The sequence below is a fragment of the Sulfurovum sp. genome (assembly GCF_041562805.1).
Classification (GTDB): Bacteria; Campylobacterota; Campylobacteria; order Campylobacterales; family Sulfurovaceae; genus Sulfurovum.
Genome location: NZ_JBFFOH010000006.1, coordinates 1 through 18,404, shown reverse-complemented (window position 1 = coordinate 18,404; position 18,404 = coordinate 1). Strand labels below are relative to the sequence as shown.

Here is an 18,404-nt window from a genome sequence, read left to right as displayed (position 1 = left end):
CTACAACCCCTTACTATTTCTAAAATAAACAAACAACAACAGACTCAGTATGGCTAAAAAGAGTGGATAGACATACAGATAGGTATGCTGTACGATCTTTTTATCATCGATCTTCGTTGCTTCGAGATTGTCAATCTCATCATAAATTTGCGAAAGTGTTGTTGCGTCTTGTGCACCAAAGGCCACACCTTTACCTGCATCAGCAAGTGTCTGTAGATAATGCGCATTATAGTCACGTGCATCACCCACACCGATAGCATAAAGTTTAATGTCACGCTTTTCTATAAGACTCTTTACATCCCCGAACGGCACCTTACTCATATTGTCTATACCATCTGTCAGTAAGATGGCGATCTTTGACTTAGCTTTACTTTTACTCAAAAGATTATAACTCTGAACCACGGCATCATTGATGGCAGTCCGTTTTCCTGCCATACCCATCGATTGCATTTTTGTAATATCTGTTAAAAACTTTTTTTCAAATGTAAGTGGTGATGCGATGAATGCAACATCTGCAAAAGTCACCATACCTATACGGTCATTTTCTCTTTTCTCTATAAAATCACCTACCACTTCTTTGACCACATCAAACTTGTTTCTCCATGGATCAGATGGATCAAATCCACGTTGTCGCATGGAATCACTCGAATCAATGATTAAGACGATATCGCGTCCCTCTTTTTTAGAGTTCGTATAACTTTTGGTGATGACGGGTGAAGCTAAAGCGATCACTGCTGCTATGATCCCTACCCACTTTAACCAGGAAAGCAATGAGCTTTTTCCTGCACTTTTAGCCATAAGTGTTTTGACATGAGGGAAAAAGATGGCACGGCTTCTCTCTTTGCACCAGTAACTACAGATCATAAAAAAGAGAATAACAGCTAAAAGGTATGGATATTCGAAATTAAATTGACTCATCAGCCACCTGCACATAGAGATTAAATTTATTTCGTGTCTCTTGATCTACTTCATCAACCTCTTTTTTGTATTTATACTGTTCTAACAGTGCTTCGAGTTGGGAAAAAAGTTCTTGTCTTCTCTCATCTGTTGCAAGAAGTCTTGCATAATGCGTGGCTTCATAAGCAGACTTTTTTGTATCTGTCCAATCTATTTTTTTGATCGATGCAAGATAACCTTTGGCAAGATTTACTTTTCTATTATCCCATAATTTTTTCAGTATAAAAAACACAATACCAACTATAAGTACAATAGCAAGATCAATGAGCCCCCAATAGATATAATAAGAACTATCCGGTATCTCAAGTAAAGGTTTAATGTCTTTGAGTTGCTCATTTATATTTGCTGTTTGATTCATATCCATCACACTCACCTCATTTTCTTCATTAACTTAAGTGCGGGTTCTTCATGTGTATATATTTTTGTAAACCGTACACCCTGTTTTTTGAACTGTTTATAGAGTTTCTCATCATTGTCATGTAATGCTTTTTTGTAGTTTTTGAGTGTTCCGCTATTGACATCACCTTCAAAACTCTGTTTTGTTTCCATGTCTATGAGTCTAAGATAACCCAGTTCAGAAGGATCTTCTTCAAATCTATCACGTACCATCACTGCAAACACATCATGTTTCTTAGTCAATATCTTCAAGTCAATGTCACCTACAAAATCAGACAGGATGAAAAGTAAAGACTTCTTTTTTAACCGGTTATGCAATGTTTCCACTAAGGCAGAAAAATCACCCTCTTTCCCTATGGGGTCAAATGCAACCACATTTTCCACTGCTCTATGTACAGAAAATAGTTTTTTGCTGGGTTTACTCAGTTCATAAAGTCTGTCGGAAAAAATCATATGTGAAAACAGATCAGCATTTTTTACTGCTGAAAAGCCCAATGTAGCTACAACTTCAGCGATAATATCCGACTTTTGTTTCACCGTACCAAAGTACGTTGAACCAGAAAGCATAGAGACAACAACTACGTTAAGTTCTCTCTCTTCTTTATAAATTTTTACAAAAGGTTTACCTAACTTTGCTGTAGTCTTCCAGTCTATCTTCCGGACATCATCACCATAGACATACTCACGAAGTTCTGCAAATTCAAAGCCTTCACCCTGAAAGATGGAAGCGTTGTTTCCCAGCATATCTCCATAGACTTGCTTTTTGGTTTTAAGTACTATTTTTTTTACAGCTTTATTCATAATGCATGTCTCCTTAAAGACGAGCAAAGCCCATCTTTAATTCCTCTCACTAAAGCTTCGGTAGCCACCTCAGAAACATATGTTTTCATCATTCTATATTCTCTACGGAATCGGAACAGCAGCTAAAATCTTCTCAATAATCTCATCTTGTGTCACTTCTTCCGCCTGTGCTTCATAAGAAAGTATGATACGGTGACGAAGGATCTCTTTAGCAATATATGCTATCTCTATAGGGGAAACATAATCCTGCCCTTTCAGGTAAGCGATCGCACGTGCAGCTTTGTACATATCTATACTCGCACGAGGACTCGCTCCAAACTCTATATAAGCTTCAAGTTCTTCAAGACCATAGGCCTTAGGGTCACGCGTCGCAGCCACAAGCTCAATGATGTAGACTTCTATCTCTTCATCCATATGTACTTGCAGCGCTTCTTCTCTGATCTTATTGAGGTCATCAATCGTTGCTACTTGTTGGATATCTCCAAAAGTATTGTTCGCAGCACGTCTTGCTATCTCCAACTCTTCTTCTTTTGTGTTGTACCCTACAACCACTTTCATCATAAATCTATCAAGTTGTGCTTCAGGAAGTTCATAGGCACCTTCCTGTTCAACCGGGTTTTGTGTAGCCATAACCAAAAACGGAAGGTCGATCTTAAATGTCTCATCACCGATAGTGACTTGTCTCTCTTGCATCACTTCAAGCAGTGCAGACTGTACTTTTGCAGGAGCACGGTTGATCTCATCTGCCAGTAAAAGGTTGGTAAAAACAGGACCTTGCTTGATCTTAAATGTATTGTTAGAAGGATCATAGATCTCAGTACCAATAATGTCAGAGGGGAGTAGGTCAGGGGTAAACTGTACACGTTTAAAGTCTAGTCCCAATGTCTTGGCTAAAGCATTTACAGCTGTTGTTTTTGCAAGTCCTGGAACACCTTCAAGTAGTATATGTCCACGACAAAGTAAACCTGCCAAAAGCCCTTCAACCATCTTATCTTGTCCTACAAGTACTTTAGAAATTTCTGTTTTGATATTTTCTATGATTTGACTCAAGTTACTCTCCTACATTTTGATATAGAAAGTATACTTTTGTGAGGTTAATTGAAGGTTAATAATTTAGTGATGCTTGCAATAAACATCGAAACTAAATTAAATGTGAACTTTGAAGTGAATACCCTACTTTACTATGAGAAATAATAGGTAGATCAGGAAGTAGTTTTCGTACAGAATATACCAGCGTACGCAGTGTAGAATCCGCTACAGTGTCATCCTCCCATAGTTGTGAGATAAGGACATCATAACTAACCGTATGATTCACATTTTGACTTAAAAGCCCTATAAGTTTACTTTGCTTTTTATTCATTTTAACGGCTTTTCCATCATAATACAACACCGATAAATCGCGTGAGTAGGAGTAGTATTCGTTGATAGCGATATCATTGGATTCATTACTTGTTTTATTTACACCAGATGCTTCTGTATGTATCAGATATCGTTTATAGGCTATCTTGAGTGTGACAAGTATCTCTTTACTTGAAAAAGGTTTTCCTATAAAACCGTACGGTGCAAGTTCTAAAAGTTCTTCAAGTGTTGCATCATCATTATGCGCAGTGATAAAGACAATAGGAAGTGTATGGGTTTCTAGAATTTTTTTAGATAACTGTATACCATCCACGGGACCTTTAATATTTATATCCATCAAGATCATATCACAGTCGATATTTTTAAGTGCCTCTATCGTATTTGAAGCGTTATCAAAACAACCCGATACATTGACATCAACCTGTGCAAGAATATCTTGTAAATGACGCTGGGTGATCACTTCATCTTCGACTATGACAATATTTTTAGGTAAGCCCATTATAACTCCTTTACCTGATCAAAAAAGATCTTAATTTTAACCCCTTTATCACCCTCGATATTTATCGAACTGTTGGGGAAGGTAGCACTCAAATCTTTTATAAGGGTCAAACCTAAAGATTTGTATGTCTTTGAAGTATCATATCCTTTACCGTTATCTTCTATACACAAACTATATCGTCTACCTACTCTCTTAAAAGAGATGTCAATATTTCCTATCTCATCACCAAAAGCATGTTCTATGGCATTAGTCACAGCCTCATTGAAAATAAGACCAAGATTCATGGCTATTTTCATATCTACAATGATAGGTTCTATATCAGTGTTGATATTGTGCTCTGTATAGGTTTGTAAACTTTGGGCTATCTCTTCGAGGTATTCCTGTATATCTACTTCTTCATAACTGTGATTACTGTAAAGGTTTTTATGCATGAGACTCATGGCCTTTAATCTGTCTACATGTGTTTCAAACATTTTTTTATATTTGGGATCGTCGATCTTAAAAGATTGGCTTTCAAGTAGACTCATGACCACCTGCATGTTGTTTTTGGTACGATGGTGCACCTCTTTAAAAAGTATTTTATTCTCTTCAAGTGCTATGTTCAATCTCTCTTCATATGAACTTCGTTCACTTTCGATGACATACAGCATATAAGAGACAACCAGATACCCTAAAACGATCTGAGAAAGCAGTTCCCATTCATATACGAACTTGACGCCTGTCAGGTAAGAGAACAGAGGGATGAACAATAAAACGAAAAACATGTTCGTACTCCACCGGATACCCTTGTCCACTCCTAAAAAGAAGAAAACAAATATAGGTAAAGAAGCCAACCAAAACAGTGAAAGTTCAGGATCCTGATCTGGGACGATCAATGACATAGCAAGTAGAAAAGTAAGTGCTCCAAGTATCATATAGGAGGTATGAGTGACATTTATATAGTGAGGGAATATAAGATAGGCAACCATCAGGATAGTGATGATGAACATTTCAACCATCAACATCACATAGTAACCCTGGATCAGGTTTTCATACGCATAAAGCAGAAGGATAAAAGCACCGACCAAGATGAACAAGTTGACCATCGTTGCTCTTAGTCTATCACGACTTTTGGGTATAAAATACTTACCTTTTAATACTTCTTCTTCAAAAAATTTCAACTACAACACCCTTTATAAACTATCTATTCAAGTATATTATGAGCTTGATTAGTTGATGCTTATAAAACTATTTTTTTAAGTAGCCCATCGCAATAGCGATGATATCATCATCATCTTTACTTCGTGATTTGAGTACCACTCTCTCTTTACCCTCTTCTATAAATTCTATAAAGACATTTTCACCATAAGAAGAGACTTTAGAAATGCCTCTTTCTCTTGCCAGCACCTTCATCACGATCACATCGATGAACTGCCTGGTAATCACATCAAGTTTTCCAAACCTGTCTGCAATCTCTGATTCAATCTCATAGACCTCACCTGTACTTTCACATAGAGATAGACGTCTGTAAAGTTCCAAACGCAGTCTGTCCTCTTCTATGAGTTCTTCATTGAGGTAGGCATCAATAGAGAGTTTCATGTCTATACTCTGTGCCACTTCCTTGTCTTGTCCAGAGAGTTCTTTAATGGCATCCTCAAGCATACGTAAATAGAGTGAATACCCTATCTGTTTAATGTGTCCCGACTGTGCTTCACCAATAATATTTCCTCCACCACGTATCTCAAGGTCATGGAAAGCCAGTACAGCACCGCTCCCCAGATCTGAGTGTGACTCAAGTGCAACTAGGCGGCGTTTAGCATTGTCCGTTAAACGCTCTTTATCTGTAACCATAAAGTAGCAATACCCCTCTTTGCCTCCACGTCCAACACGTCCACGAAGCTGGTGTAGGTCTGCTATACCAAAACTGTCTGCACCATCAACGATCATAGTGTTGGCATGAGGCATATGGATACCTGACTCTACAATGGATGTAGAGAGCAGTACATCATACTCACCATCTTCAAAAAGCATCATTTCATCTTCGGTCTCTTTGGCTGAGATCTTGGAGTGGAGCACAGCGATACGCAGTTTAGGGAGTATCTCCAAGAGTCGTTTTTTCTTCTCTTCTATCCCAGCGATGGAATTAAAGACATAAAATATCTGTCCGCCACGACGCATTTCACGAAGAATCGCCTCTTTGATCACTTTATCATCATAGCTCTTCACAAACGTACGAACCCCCTGACGCTCTGTAGGAGGGGTGAGGATTTCAGAAAAAGATTTTACATCAGACATGGCAAGGTTCAAAGACCTGGGGATAGGTGTAGCTGACATCGAAAGCAGATGCACATCAATGGCTATCTCTTTAAGTGCCTCTTTTTGTTTTACTCCAAACTTATGCTCTTCATCGATGATTACAAGAGCCAGATTTTTGAACTTGGCTTTGAGCAAAGCATGGGTTCCCACGACTACATCTATGGTCCCTTCTGCCAATCCTTTCAGTGTTGCATTTTTCTCTTTGGTTGTCGAAAACCTGTCAAGCTTGGCCACTTTTATACCGTGCTCGTAAAAACGCTCTTTAAGACTTTTATAGTGTTGAGAACTAAGCAGTGTTGTAGGCGCTATCATCATCGCCTGGTAACCATTTTTCACTGCGATAAACATCCCGTTCATCGCTACTTCTGTTTTACCGAATCCCACATCTGCAGACAAAAGTCTATCCATCATCTTACCAGAGCTCATGTCATCCAACATATCGTTGATGGCACGTTCCTGGTCTTCTGTATGTACAAAACCCGCTTCAGACATAAAGATGGCATGCTCTTCCATATTTCTTTTGAGCGTAATACCTTTTTTCAAATGACGTTGTGCAGAGAGGTTGATTATCTGTGAAGCGATGGCAAAAAGTTTCTCTTTGACTTTGGCTTTAAGTTTTTTAAAACTGGCTTTCCCTAATTTATCAAGTATCGGTAATGTTCCGCCTTCAGCCACATAACGGTCTATGACTTCAAGATTTGAGACAGGGATGAGCAGTGAGTCTTCATTTTGGTAGAACATCACTACAAATTCACTGGTAGCCCCCAGTACATCCCGTTTTTCTATACCTTTAAAGATACCTACACCGTAATTCTCATGCACCACATAATCACCGGGTTTAAGCTCATCAAGTATGATAGTGGCTTTCTTTACCTTTTTTCGTTTGAGAGGTTTATTGAGTGAGAGTATAAGTCTATCTGCACCTAAAAGATTCACTATACCCTCTTGGTAAACAAACTCTATATTCTCAAATGAATCCAGTTCTGAACCACGTACGATACTCTCATTTTTAGCAATGATTGTGATCTTTTTGTCTTTATGGGACTCTAAAAGTTTATTCGGACTTACTACTTCGAGGTCACGATATTTATTTCCTTCCGGAATAGCGGGTAGTAAAAATGACTTTCTTGGAACAAGCGGTTCCTCCAACTCATACACTTCTTTCAGCTCATCATCTAACGCAGATGCCCATACAGCATCAAAAAGCGTTAAAGCACTTTCTCCAAGATCATCCAGATGCCATAGTCCAAGTGAATCAATGTCTTTCACAAAAGTATCATACGTACTTCGTTCTGTTCTGTTTTTAAGTGCTTCATGTTGGGTTTTGTTTAATGCTAAAAATGTGGGAATAAAGGTCAAAGACTCCAACTCATCACTTAAACGTTTTTGCGTTCCTTCATCATAGTGCTGGATCATCTCAACTTCTTCATCAAACAAAGAGATGCGATATGGTTTATCTGCATCTATCGGGTAAATGTCTATGATATCCCCACGAAAAGAGACTTCACCTCGACTGGCCGCGATATCTGTAAAATGATATCCCCACTGATACAAGGTATCCTTGAGTTTCTGCAAGTCTAAAGAATCGCCAAACTCTATAGACTGAGAATCAAACAATTCTGCTTTTGGAAAAGGGATAAGCAAAGTTCTTAGTGGTGATATAAGGACCTTTTTCTTTGTGCTTTTATGAAAAGAAGCCAACTGCATAAACAACAACTGTACATCTTCATCATACGCACGCAGATCTTCACCTACACTCACACGCAGGTCGGGAAGAACATAGGTATCAAAACCAAGAAGAACTGCTACATCCCGTATTTGTACAGCTTCTTTGTCATCTTTACAGATAAGCAGTTTTTCATCTTTTAACGCTTCTAAGTATTGGTAAATATTACTTTGGTACATTGATCTTCTTTTGCATCTTATTTAAAAACTCTTCTACAACATAAAATGAACCAAAAACCAGGTACTGCTCATCTTTGTCTATCTTTTTCTCAAAATAACCATAATCCATACCTACTTTCTCCAGTGCCTTTTCTATCTCACTTAAGGTCGTCGCTCTTTGTGAATCAATAGGGATGATCTCTACACGTTTTACTTTAGGTTTTAGTGTCCGTAACACTGATTCATAATCTTTATCATCAAGACTGTTATAGATAAGCACTACTTTTTCTTTTAATGCTTTTTCTATAGCTTTTGCAGCTAATGGGTTATGACCAACATCAATGCGTATATTTTCTGTCAATGGATAGAAACGTCCAAAGAGTTCGAGTGAACGAAGATCGTTTACGTCATAAGTGATCTCTAAAATATCTAAGGCTTGCAGTGCAACGCAAGCATTTTCTATCAAGTAATTACCCCAAGATTTTTCTTGACTTATCACTTCTAACTCTGACATCTTATCCGTCGGGCATGGGGAAAGGTATAATTTTGCACCTTTTTCCTCTGCTATCTCTCTAGCAACTTCAACTACCTCATCATACACTTGCGGTGCCAATAATAAAGCTTGTTGTATACTTCGTATCTTCGTACCGGCGATCTCTCCTATAGTTTCACCCAAAAAAGCCTGATGATCTATGCCTATGGGTGTAATGACTGAGAGTGCTTTGTCACATACATTTGTCGCATCAAATTCTCCACCCAACCCTGCTTCCAAAATCATAAGATCACAATTTTCAAATACGATAAAAGCTAACAGTGTCGTATATTCAAAGTAGCTCAACTTTTCACTCATCTCTCTACCAAGTATCGAAAAAAGTTTTTGATGTGCCTCTTCAAGCATTCTATCCGAACTGTCACAGCCGTTCAGCCAAATACGTTCATTGAATTTTAAAATATGAGGAGAAGAGAAGTGTCCCACAGTCAAACCACTTTTATATGCCAAATGTGCCATCATACGCCCGGTTGAACCCTTTCCATTGGTTCCTACAACATGTACCGTCCTTGGCTGCCGGATATGCGGTTGCAACATCCCGTAAGCAATATGCACACGCTCATGGTCTATCTCTTTATAATAAAGAGGCTTAGCTTCAAGAAAGCTATTAAAAGGGTTCATCATTTATCTTCTTTTAACATCCCTTTAGCACTCGCATAGGCTAAGAACTCATCCAATGCTTTTGCCAATCCTACACGGATAGCTTCTGTTCTAAGCGCGGAAGAGGCCAGTGAACTTTCCTGAATATCGGTTTCATGGATACTTGTAATAGTTTTATTGAGCTTACCTTCTTTCGTTACCATATCAAAATTCACTCTGATATTTGCACGGTAACGTGTCACATAACCATCTTTATATGCAAGCGCTGTAAACGTACTTCCTGCATAAGAGAGACGAAGTTGGGTCTCTGCCTGTTCTTTAGAGACTACATGTCCTTTAAAGCGCGTGTAGACCAAACGGTTCATCTCGTCTTTAAGGAAAGGTGCATTTTCAGGTTCTGCCCTATCAACCAGTACTTCTACATACACTTTATCTGAAAAGACATGTTTGATCATATGGGAAGAGGGTTTATATCCGCAAGCACTTACAAGGAGTACCATACTGACAGTCATCCAAAATTTTACAATAGTATTCATACTTTTCTCTCTTCTCATCATTTTTTAACTCGGTTTTACAGCCAAGTTGACTAATTTATTTGGCACAACGATCTCTTTAACAATACTCATACCCTCAAGCCATTTCGCTCCAGCTTCTTTTGCAGCAGCTAATATCTCATCTTGTGTAGCAGAAGGGCTCATCTCTATTTCAGTACGTTTTTTGCCACCTATCATTACTACATACAACACACTCTCCTGAACAAAAACTTCTTCTTTCACTTCAAGGACAGCTTGTAAATTCTTACGTTCGAACAATTCTTCACTGAGCTCAGTCGTTACATGAGGGATGATAGGTTCAAGAAGGTTTAGCATAATATACAACCCTTCAGTCCAAACAGTCCCATCATCTTGTTTATCCAAGGCATTCAGTGCTTCCATACAGGCTGCGATAAGTGTATTGAATGCAAAAGTCTTCTCATACACATCAGATGATTTCTGTAATGCTTCATAGACTTTCACACGTGCAAGTTTAGACTCTTTACTCAAAGACCCTTGATCTACCTCAGGTAAAGTGTTTTGCGTAACTTTCTCTTTTCTGTCATAGAGTTTTTTGATAAATCTAAATGCACCCTCTACTGCTGAATCATTCCATTCAAGTTCTTTAGCCGGTGGTGCAGCAAAAAGGGTAAAAAGTCTGGCTGTGTCTGCACCATACTTTTCAACCAGTGCATCCGGATCAACAGTATTCCCTTTAGACTTACTCATCTTTGCACCGTCCATCAGTACCATACCTTGGGTCAATAAATTTTCAAAAGGCTCATTGATGTCATGGTAACCAAGGTCACGAAGTACTTTCGTAAAGAAACGTGCATACAACAAGTGTAAGATAGCATGTTCTATCCCACCGATGTACTGATCTACACCTAACCAATAGTTTGCCTCTACCTTGTCTATACCTACTTCATTCCACTTCTTAGGATTGGTTGCATAACGGAACTGGTACCAGCTTGACTGTACAAAAGTATCCAGCGTATCTGTCTCACGAATCGCCTCTTCACCACATTTTGGACAAGCACAGTTTTTCCATGTAGGATGGTTCTCCAGAGGATTACCCTCACCTGTGATCTCTACATCTTCCGGCAGTGCAATAGGAAGGTTTTCTATCTTTTCAGGTACAAGTCCACAATTCTTACAATGTACAAACGGTATAGGTGCTCCCCAGTAACGCTGACGGCTTACACCCCAGTTTCTGAGTTTAAAGTTTGTCGTACCCTTACCAAATCCTGTCTCTTCAAACATAGCAATGATCTTGGCCTTGGCTTCGTAGTTACCTAACCCTGTAAATGCTGCCGAATCAACAAGTTCACCTTCAAGCGTGTAAGGAAGCTCTTCCCCTCCACTAATGACTCTTTTGATAGGAAGATCATACTTACTCGCAAACTCAAAGTCCCGCTCATCATGTGCAGGTACAGCCATGACAGCACCTCCACCGTAAGATGCAAGTACAAAGTTCGCTGTCCATACCGGTATCTCTTCATTGGTAAGAGGGTGGATAACCGTAATACCTAAGTCATACCCCTCTTTACCTTCTTTTGCACGTTCTATTTCTGTCATATTTTTGATAGTTGTAATTTTTTCAACCACATCAGCAGAGAGTAGACCATTGTCTATTAAATATTTTGTAATAGGATGCTCAGCAGCAAGTGCAGAGTACGTCACTCCATAAATCGTATCTGGACGTGTCGTAAACACTGTATATTTATCAAACTTTCCACCTAGTTTAGCTTTACTCGCTTCACTTAGTTCAAATTCAAACTCAAGCCCCTGAGATTTTCCTATCCAGTTCTCCTGCATGGTAAGTACTTGATTTGGCCATTTGCCCTCAAGCTCTTTTAAATCATCTAACAAATCATCTGCATATTTAATGATATCCAGGTAGTACCCTGGCATCTCTTTAAGCTCTACAGGATTATCACATCGCCAACAACATCCCTCTTCTACCTGCTCATTTGCCAAAACAGTATGACAGTCTTCACACCAGTTTACAGTCGTAGACTCACGGTAAAGCAGTTTCTCTTCAAACATTTTGATGATAAACTCTTGTTCCCACTTCGTGTAGAGTTCATCACAGGTAGCAAACTCACGTGTTTTAGAAAATGAAAGTCCAAGCGTATTGAGCTCTTTTCTCATATAATCAATGTTCGAGTACGTCCAGTCTTTAGGATGACGTCCGTGTTTGATGGCAGCATTCTCAGCAGGCATACCAAAAGCATCCCAACCGATAGGATGAAGCACATTAAAGTCTTGTTTTCTGTAGTAACGCGCAAAGGCATCACCTATAGCGTAATTACGTACATGACCCATATGTAAACGACCACTTGGAAACGGGAACATACTTAAAATATATTTTTTCTTTCTTGTTAAGGCATCATCAGGTTCAAAAGCCTTCTCATCATCCCATTTCTTTTGCCATTTGGCTTCAATCTCACTTGGATTGTAACTCATATTTTCTCGCTTATGTTGTGATTATTTAATTAAGGGGATTATATCTAATATGGGGTTAGAGATGAATTGATACCTCATAGACCCCGTTATTCCCGGGATCAAGAAGGATGAAGAGAAATTACTTAAACGTATTACACTCTCTCACATCACCAGTACGAAGCCCTCTTCTAAACCATTCTACACGCTGTTTCGAACTTCCATGGGTAAATGCATCCGGTCTGACCGTACCGGTAGATTTTCTCTGCAGGGTATCATCACCGATGGCACTCGCGGCTCTAAGTGCCTCTTCTACATCTCCTTCTTCAAGAATGTTAAAACGCTTATGTGCATGGTGTGCCCATGCCCCGGCATAACAGTCAGCCTGAAGTTCTACCTTTACCTGCAACGCATTAGCCTTTTTGGAGTTACCCCATTGCTGTTTGGCTTTTTGCACTTTGGAAAGTGTGCCCTGCAGGTTCTGAATGTGGTGTCCTATCTCATGAGCCAGCACGTAAGCCTGAGCAAAATCACCGGGCGCATCATGTGTTTTTGACAGTTCATCAAAGAAACTAAGATCAAGGTACACTTTCTGATCAGCAGGGCAGTAAAATGGACCGACCGCAGAATTGGCAAAACCGCATCCGCTCTGCGTTCCTCCGCGGTAAAGTACCATCACCGGTTCTCTGTAGCCACGTAACTCTTTTGTCCAGACATCTTCTGTACTGGCCAAAACAGTAGAAATAAAAGCGGCATTTTTATCATCTTGAACTTGATTGACCGGTGCTGAAGTGCTGCCTCCCATTCCGACCAGTGAAAGTGGATTAAATCCGGCAAAATATGCTGCAACACCTAAACCGATGATCACCCAACCCAATTTTGTTTTAAGTAATGGTTTGATGATAGGCCATATCATCATAATCGTTCCTATGGACGGTGTACCGTGCCTCCTACTCGATGTAGCTCTTCTATCATCGACATTGGAACTTTTTCTGCCGCCTTTCCATTTCATAAGGGTTGCCTTTTAAATTCTATATTATACTCTCAATTATACCAATCAAAAGTAAAATTTAACTACAATAATAGCAATGAAACCAAGGAGTCTGTTTGTCTTTAGCTTTAGCAAGAAAATACCGTCCTGCCACCTTTGATGACCTCATAGGACAAGAATCCGTGTCACAAACACTCTCCCTTGCACTTGATGGAAACAGACTCTCTCATGCCTACCTGTTCTCTGGACTCAGAGGAAGCGGAAAAACCTCTACAGCACGTATCTTTGCTAAAGCGTTACTCTGTGAAACAGGTGCTACTTCTCACCCTTGCAGCACCTGTGCACATTGTGTCATGGCAAGTGAAAGCAGCCATATGGATATCATTGAAATGGATGCTGCTTCCAACCGTGGTATTGATGATATCAAAGACCTCATCGAGCACACCAAATACAAACCAAGCTCTGCACGTTACAAGATCTTTATCATTGATGAAGTACATATGCTTACAAACCAGGCTTTTAATGCTCTGCTCAAAACACTTGAGGAGCCACCTGATTTTGTGAAGTTCATCCTGGCAACAACAGATCCGCTAAAATTGCCTGCCACCATCCTTTCGCGTACACAGCATTTCAGATTTAAAAAGATTCCTCAAAATCTTGTACTGAAGCATTTAGAGCACATTTTAGATCTTGAAAACATAGAGTATGAAAGAGCTGCTTTAGATATCATTGCACGTTCCGGTGCAGGAAGTTTGAGAGATTCTCTCACCTTGATGGATCAAGCCATTGTCTACTCTAAAAACTTTGTAGACCTGAACACGGTGACGGGGATGCTTGGCATCATAGAACCAAGCCATTTGGAAGCGTTACTCTCTGATATTATGGCAAAAGATACAACAAAGATTTTAGCCTTTATTAAAATGGCTGCAGACTATGAAGCGGAGATGATACTGGATGAACTGACCCTCTACCTCAAAGACTTGCTTCTTAATGGCAAAGGTAACTTCAGCCCTATGATCATAGAGCGTTTTTTTAGAGTAATTGCAGAGTCTAAAAGCTTACTCTCTCTTGGCAGTGATAGTGAGTTCGTTCTCTCCTTGTCACTTTTTAAAATGATGGAGTCGTTAGAGATCAAAGATATTGATACCATGATACGTGGTTTGGAACAAGAACTCAAAGGTGTTGAAGTTTCTGAGATCATGGTAACCACTCCCTCTCCAGATCTCTCTGTGCCACCAGCAGTCATTACCATTACTGAAGATGAGATCATCGCAACACTTCCTGTTACACATCCTACAGAAAAAGCATCTGCAGAAGAAAAAATGCCCGAAATTTCTTCTCCGGCAGTAGAAGAAGCCCTTATAGAGGAGACGGATGCGCTTCCTATACAAAAAGAAGAAGTGCCTGTCGTTGAGCAGCAGCCAAGCATAGAAACAGCACCAGTAGCTCCAAAATCGATTACACCTCAAGTAGATCCTCATCAAAAAACATTTGATACACTTGTCAAAAAGCTTTATGATAGAGACTATGACCTGGGTGCATGTTTTGAACGTAATATTTCGTTTGAAAGCTTTGCAGACAATAAACTTACATGGGGCTCGATGGCTGATGGTGCAGATAAAAAAACACTCATTACACATTGGGGCCTTATCAATATGTTTGTGAAAGATATTTTTGGTTTTGAAACCAAAATCATCAATACCCCTAAAAAAAAAGTTGATACACAAACTGTAGAGAAAGAAGCACCTCAAGAAGAAGAGAAACCTGCGCATCAGGATGCAGATTCTGCTTCAATGATAGAAGATATTGAAATGAAAAGTTCCTGTATCGCACCCGAAGCTGGAGAAACGGAAGCAGCAAAAGAGAAAGACCCTTCTACATTACTTGAAGAGCCTATGATCAAAGAGGCTATTGCCCTCTTTGATCCAAAGAAAGTAAGGATCAAACGAAACAGTTAAGGGGAAATATCTTTTATCCTTAGGTATCCATCCACGCCGTCGTGACTATTTTTGGTTTATCATCATAGATCTTAATTTTCTCAGCAGCAACACAGTATCCGTCATCATCAAGTTCAAACACAACCATTTGCAAAATTGATCTACACTCATCAGGTACATCAAAATGTCCTCCAAGTCCTGTAAGAAAACGTTTCATAGGTACCTCAATGTCCATACCTATCACCCCGTCACAGCAACCCGTAAGTCCCACATCTGTCACATAACAACAACCGTCTCTCACCTGCAGATCATCTGTAGCTACATGAGTATGCGTACCGATTATCGCAGAGACATCATCTTTGAGCATATGCAAAAGTGCCTGCTTCTCAGAACTTGCCTCAGCATGCATATCAAGAATGATATGTTTGATCCCCTGTGATTTGAGTTCTTTAACCACTTCTACGATCATCGTAAAAGGATTATCGACCATAGGCATAGTGTAATGTCCCATAAGGTTTAAAATGGCTGTTTTATGTCCTAAGACAGTGGTTTCATAGATACCCTTACCAGGTGTTGCCTTCGGGTAATTCATAGGACGAATGAGAGGATAGGTATCAAAGAGGTTAAGTATCTCTTTTTTATCAAAACTATGGTTACCGCCTGTCATCATATCGATGCCATAACCCAATAGTTCAATACAGTTTTTTTCTGTTAAACCAAAACCATGACTTGCATTTTCATAGTTGGCTATCATGTAATCTACAAAATGTTCTTGCTTGAGACGTGTTAAATGACGTTTGATGATCAAGCGCCCAGGTTTACCTACAATATCACCAATAAACCCTATTTTCAAATTTATGACCTACTTTTGGATTGCTTTGCCGGAAAAAGGAAGTAAAGCACTTGCCCAAGTCAGTCCGCCACCAAAAGTGTCAAGTAACATAAGTTCACCTGTTTGCAGTCTACCAGACTCCCAGATGTCATTGATCGCCATAGGAATAGAAGCGGCTGAAGTGTTTCCATATTTACCCACAGTCAGTACCACTTGCTCTTCTTTCATTTTCAATGCATCACCTACTGCTTTGATAATACGATAATTTGCCTGATGCGGAATAAAATGTGGTATATCATCTGAGTTTATCTCATTCTTTGCCAATATCTCTTTCACATCTTTTGTAAGTGTTTTTACTGCAAGTTTAAAGGTTTCATTCCCTTTCATTTGCACAAAATTAAGCCCAGAATCAATCACTTGCTGACTCGCAGGGTGAATAGCACCAGGCGCAGGTGTCACCAAGAAGTCTGCATAAGACCCATCAGCACTTGCATGTAGATCAACAAATCCTTCTTCTTTATTTGAAGTAGCACAGATCATTGCAGCCCCTGCACCATCTCCAAACAATATACAGGTACCTCTATCTGTATAATCAACAATGGAAGAAAACTTTTCTGATCCAACGATGAGCACATTTTTCTTCATACCTGATTCTATAAATGCTTTAGCTACAGAAAGAAGATAAACAAATCCACTACATGCAGCAGAGATATCAAATGCCTGAACATCTCTAATACCGATCTTGTCTGAAATGATACATGCCGTTGATGGCATGTTAAAATAATCCGGTGTTACTGTAGCACAAATGATCAGATCTATCTCATCTTTTGGTATACCGGAACGTTCTATGGCAAGCTCACACGCTTTGGCAGCCATATCACTCGTATACTCATTATCTGCAGCTATACGACGTTCGCTGATACCTGTACGCTTCACGATCCATTCATCTGTTGTATCTACCATTTTCTCAAGATCTGCATTAGATAAAATCTTTTCAGGCACGTATGCACCTATAGATCTAAATGAAGCATATACTGGTTTTGTTTGTGACATAGTTATCCTTAAGCCATAAATTATATGCCTTATTTTACCATAATTTTCCAAGAAGGATTCTAAAATTTAGGGAGAAGTGTGTTGATTATTTAAAGTGTGCCCCTGTTAGCACAGGGGCTGAAGTTAGAAGGATTATTTATCGTTTGAAAGTAGGTCTTCTATCGTACTGTTTACATCAGATTCTGTATATCTGATAGCTTGGAAAATCGCATTTTTGATCGCTTTTGCATTAGAGCTACCATGGCTGATGATCGCACATCCATTGATGCCCAATAGTGGTGCTCCACCATACTCAGCATAGTCAACTTGCTTTTTCATATTTCCAAACACTTTTCTTTTCATCATCAATGCACCGATCTTTGCCGGCAATGATTTACGAATATGTTGTCTCATAAGTGTAAAGATGGTGGATACAACACCTTCGCTTGTTTTAAGTAAAATGTTACCGGTAAAGCCATCACATACCACAACATTCACATTTCCATTGAAGATGTCACGTCCCTCCACGTTACCTACAAAACCATCAAGATTTTTGAGTAACTTAAAGGCTTCTTTTGTTAAAGCATTCCCCTTAGAGTCTTCAGATCCATTAGATAAGAGCCCTACTTTAGGTACTGAAATTCCCATGATCTTTTGTGCATACGCTTCACCCATCGCACCAAACTCATATAGATTTTGAGGTGTACAGTCTGTCACAGCCCCTACATCCAGTACCAAAGTTTTATCAGCCGTAACACTTGGCATCAATGTTGCCAATGCCGGTTTTGAAATATGCGGTAAACGCCCTATACGTAATGTAGCCAGTGTCATCGTTGCCCCACTGTGCCCAGCTGAAACTACAGCAGATGCTTCTTTATCTCGTACAAGTTCTACTGCTTTGAAAATAGATGAATCTTTACGTTTCAATGCATTCGTTGCCTGATCACTCATAGATATAATATCTGAGGCTTCAACAATTTCAACTTTATCTGCATAATATGGAGGGAGGAAAGAACGGATCTCTTCTGAGTTACCTACTAAAATAGGGAGGAATTTTTCTGTTTCAAGTGCTTGAACCACGCCTTCTATGATGGGTTCAGGACCGAAGTCCCCACCCATAGCGTCAATCGCGATTTTAATCATCTAGATTACGCTTTAGTTGTTTTGTACTCACCGGTAGTCATGTTCATGTGGTGAGGCATTCTCCATGTTCCATCTGCATCTTTAACTGGCATTGGTAATGTCAATTTGTAATGTGTTCTTCTTTTCGCTGCTCTTGTGTGACTCACACGT

At 39.5% G+C, this 18,404-nt stretch carries 16 protein-coding genes; 1 reads left to right on the top strand and 15 read right to left on the bottom strand.

What is annotated here, in order from left to right; genetic code table 11:
- From ABYK33_RS01675 to ABYK33_RS01625, 11 genes are all read right to left on the bottom strand, one after another.
- Window positions 1-918 (bottom strand): VWA domain-containing protein, encoded by a 918-nt coding sequence (locus ABYK33_RS01675; protein WP_373031168.1) that lies wholly within the window; start codon window positions 916-918, stop codon window positions 1-3.
- Window positions 905-1,321 carry a hypothetical protein gene (locus ABYK33_RS01670; protein ID WP_373031167.1) on the bottom strand — a complete coding sequence of 139 codons (417 nt, stop codon included), beginning with the start codon at window positions 1,319-1,321 and terminating at the stop codon, window positions 905-907. Before ABYK33_RS01670 ends, ABYK33_RS01675 begins: the two co-directional genes overlap by 14 nt.
- Before the next feature lie 5 nt (window positions 1,322-1,326).
- Window positions 1,327-2,154 (bottom strand): DUF58 domain-containing protein, encoded by an 828-nt coding sequence (locus ABYK33_RS01665; RefSeq protein ID WP_373031166.1) that lies wholly within the window; start codon window positions 2,152-2,154, stop codon window positions 1,327-1,329.
- A gap of 102 nt (window positions 2,155-2,256) precedes the next feature.
- Window positions 2,257-3,204 (bottom strand): AAA family ATPase, encoded by a 948-nt coding sequence (locus ABYK33_RS01660; protein WP_373031165.1) that lies wholly within the window; start codon window positions 3,202-3,204, stop codon window positions 2,257-2,259.
- A gap of 91 nt (window positions 3,205-3,295) precedes the next feature.
- A complete protein-coding gene (locus ABYK33_RS01655; RefSeq protein WP_373031164.1) occupies window positions 3,296-4,012 on the bottom strand; it encodes a response regulator in 717 nt (238 codons plus the stop codon).
- Window positions 4,012-5,172: a sensor histidine kinase gene (locus tag ABYK33_RS01650; protein WP_373031163.1), complete on the bottom strand. Its 1,161-nt coding sequence runs from the start codon at window positions 5,170-5,172 to the stop codon at window positions 4,012-4,014. Before ABYK33_RS01650 ends, ABYK33_RS01655 begins: the two co-directional genes overlap by 1 nt.
- A gap of 67 nt (window positions 5,173-5,239) precedes the next feature.
- Window positions 5,240-8,212 carry a transcription-repair coupling factor gene (gene mfd, locus ABYK33_RS01645; RefSeq protein WP_373031162.1) on the bottom strand — a complete coding sequence of 991 codons (2,973 nt, stop codon included), beginning with the start codon at window positions 8,210-8,212 and terminating at the stop codon, window positions 5,240-5,242.
- Window positions 8,199-9,365, bottom strand: a complete 1,167-nt coding sequence (locus ABYK33_RS01640; protein ID WP_373031161.1) for a folylpolyglutamate synthase/dihydrofolate synthase family protein — start codon at window positions 9,363-9,365, stop codon at window positions 8,199-8,201. The genes mfd and ABYK33_RS01640 overlap by 14 nt, the downstream gene beginning before the upstream one ends.
- Window positions 9,362-9,877, bottom strand: coding sequence for an LPS assembly lipoprotein LptE (gene lptE, locus ABYK33_RS01635; protein ID WP_373031160.1), 516 nt, complete (start codon window positions 9,875-9,877; stop codon window positions 9,362-9,364). Before lptE ends, ABYK33_RS01640 begins: the two co-directional genes overlap by 4 nt.
- A 24-nt stretch (window positions 9,878-9,901) precedes the next feature.
- Complete coding sequence (gene leuS, locus ABYK33_RS01630) at window positions 9,902-12,343, bottom strand: leucine--tRNA ligase (protein WP_373031159.1); 2,442 nt, start codon at window positions 12,341-12,343, stop codon at window positions 9,902-9,904.
- A gap of 118 nt (window positions 12,344-12,461) precedes the next feature.
- A complete protein-coding gene (locus ABYK33_RS01625; protein WP_373031158.1) occupies window positions 12,462-13,331 on the bottom strand; it encodes a neutral zinc metallopeptidase in 870 nt (289 codons plus the stop codon).
- Between the two features lie 95 nt (window positions 13,332-13,426).
- On the opposite strand from ABYK33_RS01625, the gene ABYK33_RS01620 reads away from it, so the two are divergent.
- Window positions 13,427-15,268, top strand: coding sequence for a DNA polymerase III subunit gamma/tau (locus ABYK33_RS01620; protein WP_373031157.1), 1,842 nt, complete (start codon window positions 13,427-13,429; stop codon window positions 15,266-15,268).
- 19 nt (window positions 15,269-15,287) lie between these two features.
- On the opposite strand, the gene ABYK33_RS01615 is transcribed toward ABYK33_RS01620, so the two are convergent.
- The 4 genes from ABYK33_RS01615 to rpmF form a co-directional block, all read right to left on the bottom strand.
- Window positions 15,288-16,100 carry a YmdB family metallophosphoesterase gene (locus ABYK33_RS01615; RefSeq protein WP_373031156.1) on the bottom strand — a complete coding sequence of 271 codons (813 nt, stop codon included), beginning with the start codon at window positions 16,098-16,100 and terminating at the stop codon, window positions 15,288-15,290.
- 9 nt (window positions 16,101-16,109) lie between these two features.
- Window positions 16,110-17,132: a beta-ketoacyl-ACP synthase III gene (locus ABYK33_RS01610; protein ID WP_373031155.1), complete on the bottom strand. Its 1,023-nt coding sequence runs from the start codon at window positions 17,130-17,132 to the stop codon at window positions 16,110-16,112.
- 132 nt (window positions 17,133-17,264) lie between these two features.
- Window positions 17,265-18,254 (bottom strand): phosphate acyltransferase PlsX, encoded by a 990-nt coding sequence (gene plsX / locus ABYK33_RS01605; protein WP_373031154.1) that lies wholly within the window; start codon window positions 18,252-18,254, stop codon window positions 17,265-17,267.
- A 5-nt stretch (window positions 18,255-18,259) separates the two neighbouring features.
- On the bottom strand, window positions 18,260-18,404 hold a 145-nt coding region (gene rpmF / locus ABYK33_RS01600; RefSeq protein WP_373031200.1), incomplete at its 5' end, for a 50S ribosomal protein L32.

Bases quoted from the DNA above. Each gene is read 5' to 3' on its own strand.
- ABYK33_RS01675 (WP_373031168.1), bottom strand. From the start codon at position 918: ATGAGTCAATTTAATTTCGAATATCCATACCTTTTAGCTGTTATTCTC.
- ABYK33_RS01670 (WP_373031167.1), bottom strand. From the start codon at position 1,321: ATGGATATGAATCAAACAGCAAATATAAATGAGCAACTCAAAGACATT.
- ABYK33_RS01665 (WP_373031166.1), bottom strand. From the start codon at position 2,154: ATGAATAAAGCTGTAAAAAAAATAGTACTTAAAACCAAAAAGCAAGTC.
- ABYK33_RS01655 (WP_373031164.1), bottom strand. From the start codon at position 4,012: ATGGGCTTACCTAAAAATATTGTCATAGTCGAAGATGAAGTGATCACC.
- mfd (WP_373031162.1), bottom strand. From the start codon at position 8,212: ATGTACCAAAGTAATATTTACCAATACTTAGAAGCGTTAAAAGATGAA.
- ABYK33_RS01640 (WP_373031161.1), bottom strand. From the start codon at position 9,365: ATGATGAACCCTTTTAATAGCTTTCTTGAAGCTAAGCCTCTTTATTAT.
- lptE (WP_373031160.1), bottom strand. From the start codon at position 9,877: ATGAATACTATTGTAAAATTTTGGATGACTGTCAGTATGGTACTCCTT.
- leuS (WP_373031159.1), bottom strand. From the start codon at position 12,343: ATGAGTTACAATCCAAGTGAGATTGAAGCCAAATGGCAAAAGAAATGG.
- ABYK33_RS01625 (WP_373031158.1), bottom strand. From the start codon at position 13,331: ATGAAATGGAAAGGCGGCAGAAAAAGTTCCAATGTCGATGATAGAAGA.
- ABYK33_RS01610 (WP_373031155.1), bottom strand. From the start codon at position 17,132: ATGTCACAAACAAAACCAGTATATGCTTCATTTAGATCTATAGGTGCA.
- plsX (WP_373031154.1), bottom strand. From the start codon at position 18,254: ATGATTAAAATCGCGATTGACGCTATGGGTGGGGACTTCGGTCCTGAA.